This window comes from Lysobacter changpingensis (genome assembly GCF_017308985.1).
Taxonomy (GTDB): domain Bacteria; phylum Pseudomonadota; class Gammaproteobacteria; order Xanthomonadales; family Xanthomonadaceae; genus Lysobacter_J; species Lysobacter_J changpingensis.
In genome coordinates, this window is record NZ_JADWPE010000003.1 from 645,315 (window position 1) to 659,654 (window position 14,340).

12 protein-coding genes are annotated in these 14,340 nt (G+C 69.0%); 9 read left to right on the top strand and 3 right to left on the bottom strand.

Features of this window, described 5'->3' with window-relative positions; all coding sequences use genetic code 11:
• Window positions 1–35: 35 nt before the first annotated feature.
• The 8 genes from I4U41_RS09835 to I4U41_RS09870 all read left to right on the top strand — a co-directional run bounded on the left by I4U41_RS09835 (window position 36) and on the right by I4U41_RS09870 (window position 9,118).
• Window positions 36–818 (top strand): enoyl-CoA hydratase-related protein, encoded by a 783-nt coding sequence (locus I4U41_RS09835; protein WP_206860962.1) that lies wholly within the window; start codon window positions 36–38, stop codon window positions 816–818.
• Between the two features lie 19 nt (window positions 819–837).
• Window positions 838–1,224: a VOC family protein gene (locus I4U41_RS09840; RefSeq protein ID WP_206860963.1), complete on the top strand. Its 387-nt coding sequence runs from the start codon at window positions 838–840 to the stop codon at window positions 1,222–1,224.
• Window positions 1,225–1,228: 4 nt separating this feature from the next.
• Window positions 1,229–3,265: an acetyl-CoA carboxylase biotin carboxylase subunit gene (locus tag I4U41_RS09845; RefSeq protein ID WP_206860964.1), complete on the top strand. Its 2,037-nt coding sequence runs from the start codon at window positions 1,229–1,231 to the stop codon at window positions 3,263–3,265.
• A gap of 11 nt (window positions 3,266–3,276) precedes the next feature.
• Window positions 3,277–4,170: a hydroxymethylglutaryl-CoA lyase gene (locus tag I4U41_RS09850; RefSeq protein WP_206860965.1), complete on the top strand. Its 894-nt coding sequence runs from the start codon at window positions 3,277–3,279 to the stop codon at window positions 4,168–4,170.
• 12 nt (window positions 4,171–4,182) lie between these two features.
• Window positions 4,183–6,750: a sensor domain-containing protein gene (locus tag I4U41_RS09855; RefSeq protein ID WP_206860966.1), complete on the top strand. Its 2,568-nt coding sequence runs from the start codon at window positions 4,183–4,185 to the stop codon at window positions 6,748–6,750.
• A gap of 216 nt (window positions 6,751–6,966) precedes the next feature.
• Window positions 6,967–7,737 carry an SDR family NAD(P)-dependent oxidoreductase gene (locus I4U41_RS09860; protein ID WP_206860967.1) on the top strand — a complete coding sequence of 257 codons (771 nt, stop codon included), beginning with the start codon at window positions 6,967–6,969 and terminating at the stop codon, window positions 7,735–7,737.
• Between the two features lie 113 nt (window positions 7,738–7,850).
• Window positions 7,851–8,417 (top strand): elongation factor P-like protein YeiP, encoded by a 567-nt coding sequence (yeiP, locus tag I4U41_RS09865; RefSeq protein WP_158987810.1) that lies wholly within the window; start codon window positions 7,851–7,853, stop codon window positions 8,415–8,417.
• Window positions 8,417–9,118 carry a DUF6058 family natural product biosynthesis protein gene (locus I4U41_RS09870; RefSeq protein WP_206860968.1) on the top strand — a complete coding sequence of 234 codons (702 nt, stop codon included), beginning with the start codon at window positions 8,417–8,419 and terminating at the stop codon, window positions 9,116–9,118. The genes yeiP and I4U41_RS09870 overlap by 1 nt, the downstream gene beginning before the upstream one ends.
• A gap of 92 nt (window positions 9,119–9,210) precedes the next feature.
• Here I4U41_RS09870 and I4U41_RS09875 read toward each other — a convergent pair whose 3' ends face one another.
• From I4U41_RS09875 to I4U41_RS09885, 3 genes are all read right to left on the bottom strand, one after another.
• A complete protein-coding gene (locus I4U41_RS09875; protein WP_320415165.1) occupies window positions 9,211–11,064 on the bottom strand; it encodes a DUF7844 domain-containing protein in 1,854 nt (617 codons plus the stop codon).
• Window positions 11,061–11,381 carry a DUF2388 domain-containing protein gene (locus I4U41_RS09880; RefSeq protein WP_206860969.1) on the bottom strand — a complete coding sequence of 107 codons (321 nt, stop codon included), beginning with the start codon at window positions 11,379–11,381 and terminating at the stop codon, window positions 11,061–11,063. The genes I4U41_RS09875 and I4U41_RS09880 overlap by 4 nt, the downstream gene beginning before the upstream one ends.
• Window positions 11,382–11,519: 138 nt before the next feature.
• Window positions 11,520–12,923, bottom strand: a complete 1,404-nt coding sequence (locus I4U41_RS09885; protein WP_206860970.1) for an FAD-binding oxidoreductase — start codon at window positions 12,921–12,923, stop codon at window positions 11,520–11,522.
• A gap of 135 nt (window positions 12,924–13,058) precedes the next feature.
• Between I4U41_RS09885 and serA the strand changes: the two genes are divergently transcribed.
• On the top strand, window positions 13,059–14,297 hold the full coding sequence (serA, locus tag I4U41_RS09890) for a phosphoglycerate dehydrogenase (RefSeq protein WP_206860971.1): 1,239 nt from the start codon (window positions 13,059–13,061) through the stop codon (window positions 14,295–14,297).
• Window positions 14,298–14,340: the final 43 nt, after the last annotated feature.

A 14,340-nucleotide genomic window follows, 5' to 3' on the forward strand; every position in this document is an offset into this window, starting at 1 on the left:
TATCATTCGCCAGACTCCAACAAGCATCCCGGCCGATGACCAATCCGCTGTTGAACCTGCGCGAAGGGCCCGTCGCCCGCCTGCGCCTGAATCGCCCGGAGCTGCACAACGCCTTCGATGCCATGCTGATCGCGGCCCTGACCGGGGCCCTGGAGGCCGTAGCCGAGGACGATAGTGTCCGCGTGGTGGTGCTGGAAGGCGAAGGTCTCTCGTTCTCCGCCGGCGCGGACCTCAACTGGATGCGCAACATGGCCGCCGCCAGCGAGGAAGCCAACCGCACCGATTCCCTCGCCCTCGCCCGCCTGATGCGGACCCTGGACGAACTCCCCCGCCCGACCATCGCCCGCGTCCAGGGCGCGGCCTTCGGCGGTGGCGTCGGGCTGGTGGCCTGCTGCGACATCGCCATCGCCTCGGCCGACGCGAAATTCGGCCTGACCGAGAGCAAGCTGGGCCTGCTGCCGGCGGTGATCTCACCCTATGTCATCGACGCGATCGGCCCGCGCCAGGCGCGGCGCTGGTTCGCCACCGCCGAAATCTTCGATGCCGCCACCGCGCTCGAGATCGGCCTGCTGCACCAGGTCGTCGCGGGCGAGGCGCTCGATGCGGCCGTGCAGCGCCAGATCGACCTGCTGCTGAAAGCCGGCCCGCACGCCAGCGCGCAGGCGAAGGCGCTGGTGCGCCGCGTTGCGTTCGAACGCGACCGCGATCGTCTGGATCACGACAACGCCGCGCTGATCGCGCGCCTGCGCGTTTCGGACGAAGGGCAGGAAGGCCTCACCGCTTTCCTCGACAAGCGCAAGCCGCGCTGGTGCCAATAAAAACGGGAGGACCGCGATCATGCTCGACCACACCGGCATCACCGTTTCCGACTACGCGCATTCCCGCGCCTTCTACGAACGTGTCCTCGGCGTACTCGACTACGGCGTCGTCATGGACGTCACGAAAGAGCAGACCGGAGGCTACGAAGGGTGTGGCTTCGGCCCCGAAGGCAAGCCCGCCTTCTGGATAGGCACCGGACAGACACCAAGCACTGGCGTGCACATCGCCTTCGTCGCCGCCTCGCGCGCGGCCGTCGACGAGTTCCACGCCATCGCCCTGCAGCATGGCGCGCGCGACAACGGCGCGCCCGGCCTGCGCCCGCATTACCACCCGAACTATTACGGCGCCTTCGTCATCGACTTCGATGGCAACAACATCGAAGCCGTGTGCCATCGTCCCGAGTGACCTCATGCCCCAACAGCGCCAGTTCGAAAAGATCCTCATCGCCAACCGCGGCGAAATCGCCTGCCGCGTCATCCGCACCTGCCGGCGCCTCGGCATCCGCACCGTCGCGGTGTATTCGCAAGCCGACGCCGACGCGCAGCACGTGCGCCAGGCCGACGAGGCCTACGCCATCGGCGGCCCGCGTCCGCAGGACAGCTACCTGCGTGGCGATGCGATCATCGAAGTCGCACTGAAGTCCGGCGCGCAGGCGGTGCATCCGGGCTACGGCTTCCTCAGCGAGAACGCCGATTTCGCCGATGCCGTCGAAGCGGCGGGCATCGCGTTCATCGGTCCGAAAGCGGCGTCCATGCGCAAGATGGGCAGCAAGGCCGGCGCGAAGGAACTGATGCAGGCCGCCGGCGTGCCGGTCGTCCCGGGCTACACCGGTGAGGACCAGTCGCCCGAACGCCTGCAACGCGAGGCCGACGCCATCGGCTACCCGCTGATGATCAAGGCCGCGCACGGCGGCGGCGGCAAAGGCATGCGCATCGTGCGCGAAAGCGCCGAATTCGCCGCGAACCTGCAAAGCTGCCAGCGCGAAGCGGCCAACGCGTTCGGGCGCGACCGCGTCCTGCTCGAACGCTATGTCGAGAAGCCGCGCCACATCGAGATCCAGGTCTTCGCCGACACGCACGGCCATGCGATCCACCTCAACGAGCGCGAGTGCTCGGCGCAGCGCCGTTACCAGAAGGTGCTGGAGGAATCGCCCTCGCCGTTCCTCTCGCCGCAACTGCGCCGCGCGATGGGCGACGCCGCCGTGCTCGCCGCGCGCGCGATCGACTACGTGAACGCCGGCACCGTCGAATTCATCGTCGGGCAGGACGGCGGTTTCTACTTCATGGAAATCAATACGCGCCTGCAGGTGGAGCATCCCGTCACCGAAATGGTGACCGGACTCGATCTGGTCGAATGGCAGCTGCGCGTGGCTGCCGGAGAAGCGCTGCCGCTCGCGCAGGACGCCATCGCACAGGACGGCCACGCGATCGAAGTGCGCCTGTACGCCGAGGATCCCGATGCCGGTTTCCTGCCGGGCTCCGGCACGCTGGAACGCCTGCGCCTGCCGCGTCCCGGCGAAGGCGTGCGCATCGATTCGGGCGTGATCGAGGGCGACACCGTCACGATCTTCTACGACCCGATGATCGCCAAGCTCATCGTCCACGCCGCCGACCGTCCCGCCACCCTGGCGCGGCTGCGCGCGGCGCTGGCGGCGTGCGACATCGCCGGACCGAAGTCGAACGTCGAATTCCTCGAACGCCTCGCACGTCACCCCGCCGTGGTGGATGGAACCATCGACACCGGCTATCTCGACCGCCATCTCGACGAATTCCTGGCCCCCGCCGCTGAGGATGCCATCGAGCGCCTGCTCGCCGCCGCGACCGTCGTGCTGCTCGCGCAGGAGCGCGACACGCGCCAGCGCGCGGCGGCATCGGGCGATCCGACCTCGCCCTGGGCCATCGCCGATGGCTGGCGCCTGGGGCATGGGGGCCATCGCAGCCTCGCCTTCCTGCAGGGCGACATCCGCCATGAGCTGCACGCGCAGGGCGCGGCCGGCGAATACCGGATCGAGCTGGGCGGCCAGTCCCATGCGGTCGAAGGCGCCCGCATCGGCGCCGACAGCACGCTGAGCCTGCGCATTGGCGGACATGGACGCCGATTTACGTTCGAACTGGATACGCTGGCCGAAGGACGCCAGCGTCTGGTGGTGCACGACGGCGAACGCCGCCTGCGCCTGCTGGGGGTGCCGATGTATCGTCACGAGCGCAGCGGAGGCGGCAACGCCGGCCACCACGTGCTCGCGCCGATGCCCGGCCGCGTGGTGCTGGTGAAGGCCGCCGAAGGCGATACGGTGGAGTCCGGTCAGGAGCTGATGGTGATCGAAGCGATGAAGATGGAGCTCAGCCTGAAGGCGCCGCGCGCCGGCACCGTCGCGCAGGTGCGCGCCGCCGCGGGCGATTTCGTCGAGGCCGACGCCGTGCTCGTCGCGCTGGCGCAGGACGAATGAGGCCGTCCGCGATGAAGTCGACCGTCCGCATCGTCGAAGTCGGCCCGCGCGACGGGCTGCAGAACGAGAAGGCGACGATCGCCACGGCCGACAAGATCGCGCTGATCGATCGCCTGTCCGACACCGGCCTTCGCAGCATCGAGGCGACCAGCTTCGTCAGCCCGAAGTGGGTGCCGCAGCTGGCCGATGCGGCGGAGGTGTTCACCGGCATCCACCGCAAGCCTGGCGTGCGCTATCCCGTGCTGGTGCCGAACGAACAGGGTTACGAACGCGCCCGCGCCGTGGGCGTGGAGGAGATCGCGGTGTTCACCGCGGCGTCCGAAGCGTTCAACCGTAAGAACATCAACGCGTCCATCGACGAATCGCTGCAGCGCTTCGCGCCGGTGATGGAACGCGCGCGCGCCGACGGCGTCGCCGTGCGCGGTTACGTATCGACCGTGCTCGGCTGCCCGTACCAGGGCGAGGTGCCACTGAGCGATGTGGTGCGCGTGGCGCGTGCGCTCCACGAAATGGGCTGCTACGAGATCTCGCTCGGCGACACCATCGGCGTCGGCACGCCCGGCAAGGCGCGCGCGATGCTGCTGGCGGTCGCGTCCGAAGTGCCCATCAACGCGCTGGCCGTGCATTTCCACGACACCTACGGACAGGCGCTGGCGAACGTTCTGGCGTGCCTGGAGGAAGGCGTCGCCGTCGTCGACGCCGCGGTGTCCGGGACGGGCGGTTGCCCGTACGCGAAGGGCGCCAGCGGCAACGTGGCGACCGAGGACGTGGTGTACATGCTGCACGGCCTCGGCATCGAGACCGGCATCGATCTTCCGAAGCTGGCCGACACCGGCCGCTGGCTCGCGCAGCTCCTGGGGCGCGAGACCGGCAGCAAGGTGGGCAAGGCGATCGCAAGCACCTGACGGCCCGCCCAAATGACGCGACGCACGCCCGCGCAGGACACCGCCCCGCCCCAACCGGCGGATGCGAAGACCACGCTGGCGGCGCTGGAGGAAGCCGCGCGCGATCGCACGCTTCCCGCGCAGACGCGCGAACTGCTGCTGCAGGCGCATGAGTCGCTGTCGCGAGCGCTGGCCGAATGCGAGGCCGAACGCGCCCGCTATCGCACGCTGTTCGATGCCGTGCCCGATCCGGTCAGCATCATCGCGTGGGACGGCACGGTGCTCGATCTCAACAAGGCCGGCATGGACGCCTATCGCCGTCCGCGCGAGGAAATCGTCGGCAAGCCGATCGAGACGCTCAATCCCGACCTGCCGCAGGACCACATGGTCCCGGTGTGGGAGACGCTCAACCGCGGCGGCACCTACGTGGTGGAAGTCACCAACATGCGCGGCGACGGCACGCGCTTCCCGGTGGAGGTGCACACCGCCGGGCTCACGTTCGACGGCCGCAAGGCGATGGTCGCCGTCGCGCGCGACCTCAGCAGCCGCCACACCGCCGAACTACGCTACCGCGAGCTGATGGAAGCGGTGGACCGCGGCATCCTCGTGCAGGACGCGGACCTGCAGATCACCTACGCCAACGTCGCGGCGATGAAGATCCTCGGCGTCGGCGAGGACGAACTGGTGAACGACGCGCTGCGCACCGACCAGTGGCTGGTCGTGGACGAACGCGGGCGCGAACTGCCACGCGAACGCTATCCGTCCACGCGCGCGTTGCAGACCGGCCGCATCATCGAGAGCACCCTGCTCGGCCTGTACCACCGCACGCGCCAGCAGCTGATGTGGCTGTCGGTGACGGCCGTGCCGCAGTTCCCGCCGGGCGGCGACAAGCCGCAGCAGGTGCTGTCGATGTTCTCCGACGTCACCACGCTCAAGCGCGACAGCACGCTGTTCGACCGCGCGCAGAGCATGGCGCACATCGGCGGCTGGGAATGGGACGTCGCGCCGGACCGGCTGTACCTCACCGAGGAAGCGCAGCGCATCCTCGGCCACCGGCCCGCGCCCGAAACCATCGAAGGCATGCTCGCGTGCCTGCGTGGCGACGACCGCGACCGCCTGCGCGCGGCGCTCGGCCAGGCGATCTCCTTCGGCCGCAACCTCGACCTGGAAGTCCAGGGCCATCGCGCCGACGGACGTTCGTTCTGGGTGCGGGTGATCGGCGAGGCCGAAGCCGGCGATCCGCTCAACTCGCGCCTGACCGGCACGCTGCAGGACATCACCGAACGCAAGCACGACGAGGAAACCCTGCGCGTGCAGGCGCGCAGCGATCCGCTCACCGGACTGCTCAATCGCGACGCGGTGCTGGCCGAACTGGAAAGCAGGCTCGACGATCCGCTGCGCTCGCAGCTGGCGGTGCTGTATGTCGATCTGGATCGCTTCAAGGTCGTCAACGACGTGCTCGGGCACGCGGCGGGCGATCGCCTGCTCGCATCGGCCGCGCGTCGCATCCAGCGCGCGATCGGCAACGAAGGCCTGATCGCGCGTTTCGGCGGCGACGAGTTCCTGATCCTGTGCGACACCGGCAGCGATCCCTCGCGCCCGGAACGGCTGGCGGATGCGATCCTGGAAATCTTCGGCGACAGCTTCCGCCTGGACGGCGAGGAATTCAGCATCACCGCGAGCATCGGCATCGCGCAGGCGCCGCTGGACGGCGTGCGTTCGCAGCAGCTGATCCAGAGCGCCGACGTGGCGATGTACGACAGCAAGCGTCGCGGTCGCAACGGCTGGCAGACCTTCACCCCGGAACTGGCCGAGCAGCAGCTGCATCGCCTGCAACTGGAAACCCACCTGCGCCGCGCGGTGAACAACGAGGAATTCCATCTCGTCTACCAGCCGCAGGTGGAGATGCGCAGCGGTGAAGTGGTCGCGGTGGAGGCGCTGATCCGCTGGCGCAACCATTCGCTGGGCGAGATCCGCCCCGACCGGTTCATCGACCACGCCGAGACCACCGGCGACATCGTCGGCATCGGCGACTGGGTGCTCAACGAGGCCTGCCGGCAGATGCGCGAATGGCAGGACGCGGGGCTGAAGATCCCGCGCGTCGCGGTGAACGTCTCGTACCGGCAGTTCCTCGGCGAGGACCTCGCCAGCACCGTGGGCGCGGTGCTCGCCGAATACGGCCTGCCCGGCCATGCGCTGGAACTGGAGTTCACCGAGCGCGTGCTGATCGAGGACGCGCCGGACACGCTGCGCACGTTCGCGGCGCTTCGCCAGCTGGGCGTGATCCTGACGATCGACGATTTCGGCGAGGGCTACAGCGCGCTGAACTATCTGCGCCGCTTGCCGATCCACGGGCTCAAGCTCAGCCAGCTGTTCGTGCAGGGCGTGCCGGACAACCAGTCCGACGTGGCGGTCTGCCAGGCCGTCGCCGGCATCGCGCGGAGCCTTGGGCTGGCGCTGGTCGCCGAGGGCGTGGAGGCCGGACACCACCGCGACTTCCTGCTGGACCTGGGCGTCGAGGTCGGACAGGGGTTCCTGTTCGCGCCGGGGCTGACGCCGGAGGAAGTGCGGGAGCGGTATCCGACGGTGGGGGTGGCCTGAGTTTCTGCAGCCCGGGTACGCGAAGCGCACCCGGGGACCCGCTGCGTTTCCGATGGCGGCGTGCGCGCTGGGCGATCGCTGCGCTCCGATCGGGCGCAATTGGCCGGCCACTTCCCCTCCCCGACCCTCCCCGCATCCGCAGGGGAGGAAGCGCGCTGCGGGGACGGGTATTCAAACGCTAAAATCCCGCCTTTCCGCGTCCCAGGACCCACGCCCATGCAACTCGATTCCGTCCGCGCCATCGTCACCGGCGGTGTTTCCGGCCTCGGCCTCGCCGTCGCCCAGCACCTCGTCGCCAGCGGAGGCAAGGTGGCCCTGTTCGACGTGAACGACGAGAAGGGCGCTGCCGCCGTCGCCGAACTGGGCGAAGCCAACGCGCGCTACTTCAAGACCGACGTCACCAGCGAAGCCGGCGTCGTCGCGAACGTGAAGGCCGCCCGCGAGTTCCTCGGCGGCCTCAACGTCGTCATGAACTGCGCCGGCATCCTCGGCGCCGGCCGCGTGCTGGGCAAGGAAGGCGCGATGCCGCTGTCGCAGTTCCAGTCCACGGTGATGGTGAACCTGGTCGGCAGCTTCAACGTCGCCAAGGCCGCCGCCGAACTGATGCAGCACAACGAAGCCGGCACCGACGGCGAGCGTGGCGTCATCGTCAACACGGCATCCGTCGCCGCATACGAGGGCCAGATCGGCCAGGCCGCGTACTCGGCGTCGAAGGGCGGCGTGGTCGGCATGACCCTGCCGATGGCGCGCGAACTGGCGCGCTTCGGCATCCGCGTCATGACCATCGCGCCGGGCGTGTTCTGGACGCCGATGGTCGACGGCATGCCCGACTCCGTGCAGCAGTCGCTCGCCGCCTCGATCCCCTTCCCCTCGCGCCTGGGCCAGCCGAAGGAATTCGCCGACCTGGTCGCCTACATCCTCGGCAACACCTACCTCAACGGCGAGACGATCCGCCTGGACGGCGCGACGCGGCTGGCGCCGAAGTAAGCCGGGAATCGGCAGTGGGGAATGGTGAATCGTGAAAGCGAAAGCGCCTCCCCATTCGATGCAGCCCGCTTTACCCATTCCCTGTTCCCGATTCCCCATTCCCGAAAAAAGCCATGAAAGCCTACGACGTAAAGAAAGGTAACGTTGTCGAGTACAACAACGCGGTCTACCAGATCCGCGACATCGAACGCAGCTCGCCGCAGGGTCGCGGCGGCAACGTCAAGTTCCGTTTCACCATGTACAGCGTGCCGGGCGGCACCAAGCTCGACGTGAGCATGGGCGCGGAGGACGAACTGAAGGAAGTCGAGCTCAGCCGCCGCCAGGCGACGTTCTCGTACAAGGACGGCGACGCGTTCGTGTTCCTCGACGACGAGGACTACACGCCGTACACGCTCGATGCCGACGTCGTGGGCGACCTGGCCGGCTACATCGTGGCCGACCTCACCGGCTGCTACGTGCAGATCATCGACGACGCGCCGGTCGCGCTGCAGCTGCCTCAGAGCGTGGCGATCGAAGTCGTCGAGACGCCGCCGGAACTCAAGGGCGGCACCGCCACCAAGCGACCGAAGCCGGCGAAGCTGTCGACCGGCATCGAGATCATGGTCCCCGAGTACATCGGCAACGGCGAACGCGTGCTGGTGAACACGACCACGGGCGAGTTCGCCGGCCGCGCCGACTGATGGGCGTGGAGCGCTACCTGCGCGAACGCTTCCTCGACGCCGATGCGTTCGCCGCGGCGTGCGGCATCGGCGCCGACGAACTGTCGGCGCTGATCGAACGAGGCCTGGCGCCCCGCCCGGCGTATGTGATCGATGAGGCCGGGCGCATGCGCTCGTTCGTATTCGGCGAGATCGAATCGCCGGGCGCGCCCGCAGGTCGCTGGTTCAACCGGCGCAGTACGCATTGGGTCGCACGCGCGCGCGACGCGCTGGCGGCGCACGACGGCGATGCCAACGCGGCTTCGGATGCGTTGCGGGCCCGGTTTCGTGGGGCATACCTGCAAGCGCTGCGCGAATCGCATGCGATCGACGGCCCCATCCCCGGCTTCGTCGACGGCGCAGGCCACTTCGACGAAGCGTCCTTCGATGCGGAGTTCGCATCGATCTGGCGCCATTTCCTCGAAGGCACCTACGGCCTGTGCGTCGCCGATCCGCAGGACGAAGCGCACATCGTCGCGAAGGAAGCCGCGCAGGCGCGCCTCACCCGCCTCACCGCGAACGGCACGCGGCGCGATTACGCCGGCGACGAGAAGGCGCGCGTGCGCGATCTCATCGCGCGTTACGAAACCCTGTCGATGCCGTTCTCGCCGGCCGAATACGCGCGCAGCAGCCGCAAGCGGCTCATCGAGGATGTGCGCGGCGCTCTGATCAACGAGTGCTGAGGAACGAGTAACGAGTGACTAGGCGTCGCCTCACTCGTTTTTCGTTCCTGTTTTTTCTGTTCCTGGTTCCTGTTTCCTCGTGCCCCTGCCCTTCAGGGCAACCGCAGTCCGCCCTGCTCCGCATGCAGCGCGCGCAGGCGCGAGCCAAGCCGCTCCGCGTTGTCGGCGATCGCGTCGAGACGATCGCGCTGATCCGCGCCCATCCACTCGCGCGCGCCCCGTTCCAGTTCCGCACGCACCGTCTTCAGTTCCGATACCAGCGATGCGCTGCGATCTTCCAGCGCCGCGCGTTCGTCCGCCTGTGGCACGCCGTAACCGGCATCGTCCAGCAGGCGCGAAGGCCGGCCGAGGTACACGCTTTCCTCCAGCAGGCGACGCACGGCGTCCGGTGCATCGCCCTCGTCGCGGTTCGATGCGAGATACCGCCGCTTGAGCGTCTCGCGCACCTGCGCCAGCGCGCGCCGCTGCGCCGCCTGTTCGAGCAGCAGCAGCGCGGCGCTCGCGCGCAGATCGGCGCGTTCGATCCACGGCCGGCGTTGTCCGGGCGAAAGATCCATCCATTGTTCGACGGAGCGGTACGGCAGCGACAACGACGCCTTGGCGGTCGCATAAACCTGCCCGAAATACGCGCCTTGCGATTGGAAGCGATAGCCCAGCCGCAGCGCTTCCGCACGATCCTCCAGCACCGACGCGTCCGCCACGCCGGCATTCTCCAACCGTCGCAACAAGCCGGTAGGCGTGATGCTGCCGATGCCCTGCCCGGCGAGCCTGGGCACGCCGTCGTGCAGCAGCTTCCAGGTTTCCGCGGCGCAGTTGTTGCCGAGGAAGTAATAGCGACCGTCGTAACTCCAGTGCAGCTGCGCCGTGCGTTCGAGCACCGTCGCGATCTCGTCGCGCGAAAGCCGCAGCGGCACCGAGCGGAGGCCGCGCAGTTCGACCCGGGTGTATTCGTCGATCACCTGCTCCATCGGCAGCACGAACAACCGCGAGGGATAGCGACCGCTGAGCCCGCGCCAGGTGGAAATCTGCACGTCGTCGACGAACGCGCGGAACGAGAGCACGCGATGGTGCGCCAGATCGAGCCGGCAATCCGGCCCCGGCGCGCGGCCGGGCGCGCACACCACCAGGCGCAGCATGCTGTGGCCCCAGCGGCTCATCGGCTGCGCATTGCCTTCGGCGAGCAGGTAGTCGATGGCGTAGACGCGCGCGGGATCCAGCGTCGCCAGCGCGCCGCCCTGGCGTTCGCCCGCGTCCACGTAGACCAGGTCGTCCGCGCAGGCGTCCGGTGCGGCCGTCGAAGCGCCGACGCGTTCGCGCAGGTAGCGCGCCATCGCCGGACGTCGGCAGGCGTACTGCGGATCGAGCGCGTAATGCTCCAGGTTCACTGCGAAGTATTCGGACGGCGCGTGCAGTTCGTAGGCATCCGGCGTGCGGTCCACGAAGCGGTTTTCGTGCACCCGTCCGGCCACGCGCGTGGTCAGCCGCGTCGCGCGGACCTGCCAGCCGGCGAGATCGAGGAAACGCGGATCGCGCGAGATGCCGTGCGCGCGATCGTGGAAATGCGCCAGTTCGTGCAGCACCGTCGCGAGCGCGTCGCGCCTGGCCGGTTCGTCGTGTGGCTGGAGCAGCGGCGGCAGCAGCGTGCGGTTGAGCAGCAGCTCCGACCGCCTGGCGCGGCCGTGCACCCGGGCATCGAGCGCCGATGTCCAGCGGACGATGATGTCGGGGCCCGACGCCGCGCGCAGGGCGCCGGGAAGGCGCGACCGCGCCTCGTCGAGGAGGCGCTGCGTGGCGGCGGTTTCGTCCGGGGTCAGCCCGGTGGTGTCGAGCCGCAGCGCCGCCTGTGCGCCACCGGCCCAGAGCGTCGATACCAGTACCGCCGACGCCCATCCCGTCGAAAGAAGGCCGCCGCGGATCGCTCCGCGACGGCCGGCGAACCTGCTCACTTCGCGAGGATGGCCTGCGCGAGTTCCAGGTCGCTCGCGTCGCGCGCCTGCGGCACGTGGTCGCGCAGGTGGCGCAGCGCCGCTTCCAGCTGCGCGCCGCGGATCGCGCCGTCGGTGGCGACGAAGCCCGCCGCGTCGTCGCGCGCCGCCAGCACCACCTTGTCGTCGCCGCCCGAGCTCGAATCGGAGCTGGCGTCGCTGGACGCCGAGCTGCCGCCGGCGGACGTACCGGCGCTGGTGCCGGCGAAGCTGGAGGCGAAGGCGGCCGGCGTGGCGGCCATCAGGGCAAGGGTGAGCAGCAGGGTGGAACGCTTCATCAGGATTTCCCGGTTCGATGGAAGGCCGCAGGGCGCGGCCGGCGCGTGAAGGGTACCGGGTTGCGGGCGGAAAATCGGTGCGCGGGGCCGCGTATCGCAGGCATGTTCATCTGCCGCCCGGTTGCGCGCGGGGCGCGGTCACGGGTCGAACACCTTCCCCGGATTCAACACCCCCGCCGGATCGAGCACCCGCTTGATCCCGCGCATCAGCTCGATCTCCGCCGCCGAGCGGGTGCCCGCCAGGTAGGGCTTCTTGACCAGCCCGATGCCGTGCTCGGCCGAGATGCTCCCGCCGTGGCGCGCAAGCGCATCCGACAGCAGCTGCGTGACGTGCTCGCACTGGCCGACGAACGCCGTGTACTCCGCATCGTCCGGCTTGAGCACGTTGATGTGCAGGTTGCCGTCGCCGATATGGCCGAACCAGACCACGTCGAACTTCGGGTACTCGCGCGCCAGCAGCGCCTGCGTCTCGGCGAGGAACGCCGGCATCGCCGAGATCCGCACCGACACGTCGTTCTTGTACGGCTTGTACTTCGCCAGGCTCTCGGTGATGCCCTCGCGCAGGCGCCACAGCTGCGCGGCCTGCGCGTCGCTCTGGCTGATCACGCCATCGCTGACCAGCCCGTTGTCCAGGCAGTGTTCGAAGGCGGCCATCGCGGCGGCGGCTTCCGCGTCGTCGCCCGCCGCGAACTCGGTGACGACGTAGAACGGATGGACCTCGTCGAACGGCTTCTGCGCGCCATGCGCGAGCACGTGATGCAGCGCGCGGTCGGTGAAGAACTCGAAGGCCTCCAGCGTGAGGCGTTCGCGGAACGCGGCGAACACCTGCATCAGCGATTCGAACGACGGCAGCGCCAGCAGCATGACGTTGGTCGGCGGCGGCGGATCGGTCAGGCGCAGCGTCGCCTCGACCACGATGGCGAGCGTGCCTTCCGAGCCGATCATCAGCTGGCGCAGGTCGTAGCCGCTGGAGTTCTTGATCAGCGCGCGATTGAGCTCCAGCACCTCGCCCGTCCCGGTGACGACCTTCAGCCCGGCGATCCATTCGCGCGTGTTGCCGTACCGGATCACGCGGATGCCGCCAGCGTTGGTCGCGATGTTGCCGCCGATCGAACACGAACCGCGTGCGGCGAAATCGACCGGGTAGACCAGGCCGTGTTCGCGCGCCGCGTTGTGCACGGCCTCCAGTGCGATGCCCGCCTGGACGGTGAGCGTGCGGTCGATCATGTCGAAGTCGAGCACGCGGTTCATGCGTTCCAGGCTCAGCACCAGTTCGCCGTTCGCCGCGACCGCGCCGCCCGACAGCCCGGTGCGACCGCCGGAAGGCACCACCGCCACGCCTTCCCCGACGGCCCAGCGCACGACTTCGGCGACCTCGTCCACCGACGACGGCAACGCGATGGCCAGCGGCGCGGGCGTCCAGCGGCGGGTCCAGTCGCGACCGTAGTGCTCGGCGTCGGCCGGATCGGTGGTCAGGCGAAGGCCCGGCGCCCGTGCGAGCAGGCGTTGCAGGCGGGGTTCGAACGGGCTCGGATCGGTCATGGCAGGCGGGCGGACAACACGGCCGGACGGGACGGCCAGCCTGCCACCGGCCCCGCGCCGGCGTCCAGTGATGCACCGCAGCAACCGGGCCGGATTTCTGACATAGTCGGTTTCCCTCCCCAGCCCGTCACCGTCGTGAGCCCGACGACCTCGTTTCCGAAGTCCGACATCCGCGTCCTGCTGCTGGAAGGCGTCGCGCCCACCGCCGTGGAAAGCTTCCGCAACGCCGGCTATTCGAACATCCAGCTCTACGACAAATCGCTGCCGGCCGACCTGCTGCAGCAGGAAATCGCGCAGGCGCACATCGTCGGCATCCGCTCGCGCACGCAGCTGACCGCCGAAGTGCTCTCGCACGCGCGGCGGCTGATGGCGATCGGCGCGTTCTGCATCGGCACCAACCAGATCGACCTGGACGAAGCCGAGCTGGCGGGCATCCCGGTGTTCAACGCGCCCTACTCCAACACGCGCAGCGTCGCCGAACTCGTCGTCGCCGAGGCGATCATGCTGATGCGCGGCATCCCGCAGAAGAGCGCGCAGTGCCATCGCGGCGGCTGGTCGAAGTCCGCCGCCGGCAGTCACGAAGTGCGCGGCAAGACGCTGGGCATCGTCGGCTACGGCCACATCGGCACGCAGGTCGGCGTGATCGCCGAAGCGCTGGGCATGCAGGTGATCTTCCACGACATCGAAACCAAGCTTGCGCTCGGCAACGCGCGCATGGCGATGGGGCTGGACGACCTGCTCGAACGCAGCGACATCGTCACCCTGCACGTGCCGGAGACGCCGGCGACGCAGGGCATGTTCGGCGCGGCACAGGTGGCGAAGATGAAGCCGGGCGCGCACCTGATCAACGCCTCGCGCGGAACGGTGGTGGACATCGACGCGCTCGCCGGCGCACTGGCCTCCGGCGCGGTCGGTGGCGCGGCGATCGACGTGTTCCCGGTCGAGCCGCAGGGCAATGCCGATCCGTTCGTCTCGCCGCTGATCGGCCTGGACAACGTGATCCTCACCCCGCACATCGGCGGCAGCACGCTGGAAGCGCAGGAAAACATCGGGCTGGAAGTGGCGGCCAAGCTGATCCGCTACAGCGACAACGGCTCGACGCTGTCGGCGGTGAACTTCCCCGAAGTGACGCTGCCCGAGCACACCGGCAGCACGCGCCTGCTGCACATCCACCGCAACGTGCCGGGCGTGCTGTCGCAGGTGAACGACGTGTTCTCGCGCCTGGGCGTGAACATCGACGGCCAGTTCCTGCGCACGCATCCGAAAGTGGGCTACGTCGTCATCGACGTCACCGCGACGCAGGAACAGGCCGCGCAGGTGCGCGAGGCACTGGCGCGGATTCCGGGGACGCTGCGGACGCGCGTTCTGTATTGAGTCGTTTCGACTGAAGGCACCGCTCAGCGCAACCGCTGAGCCC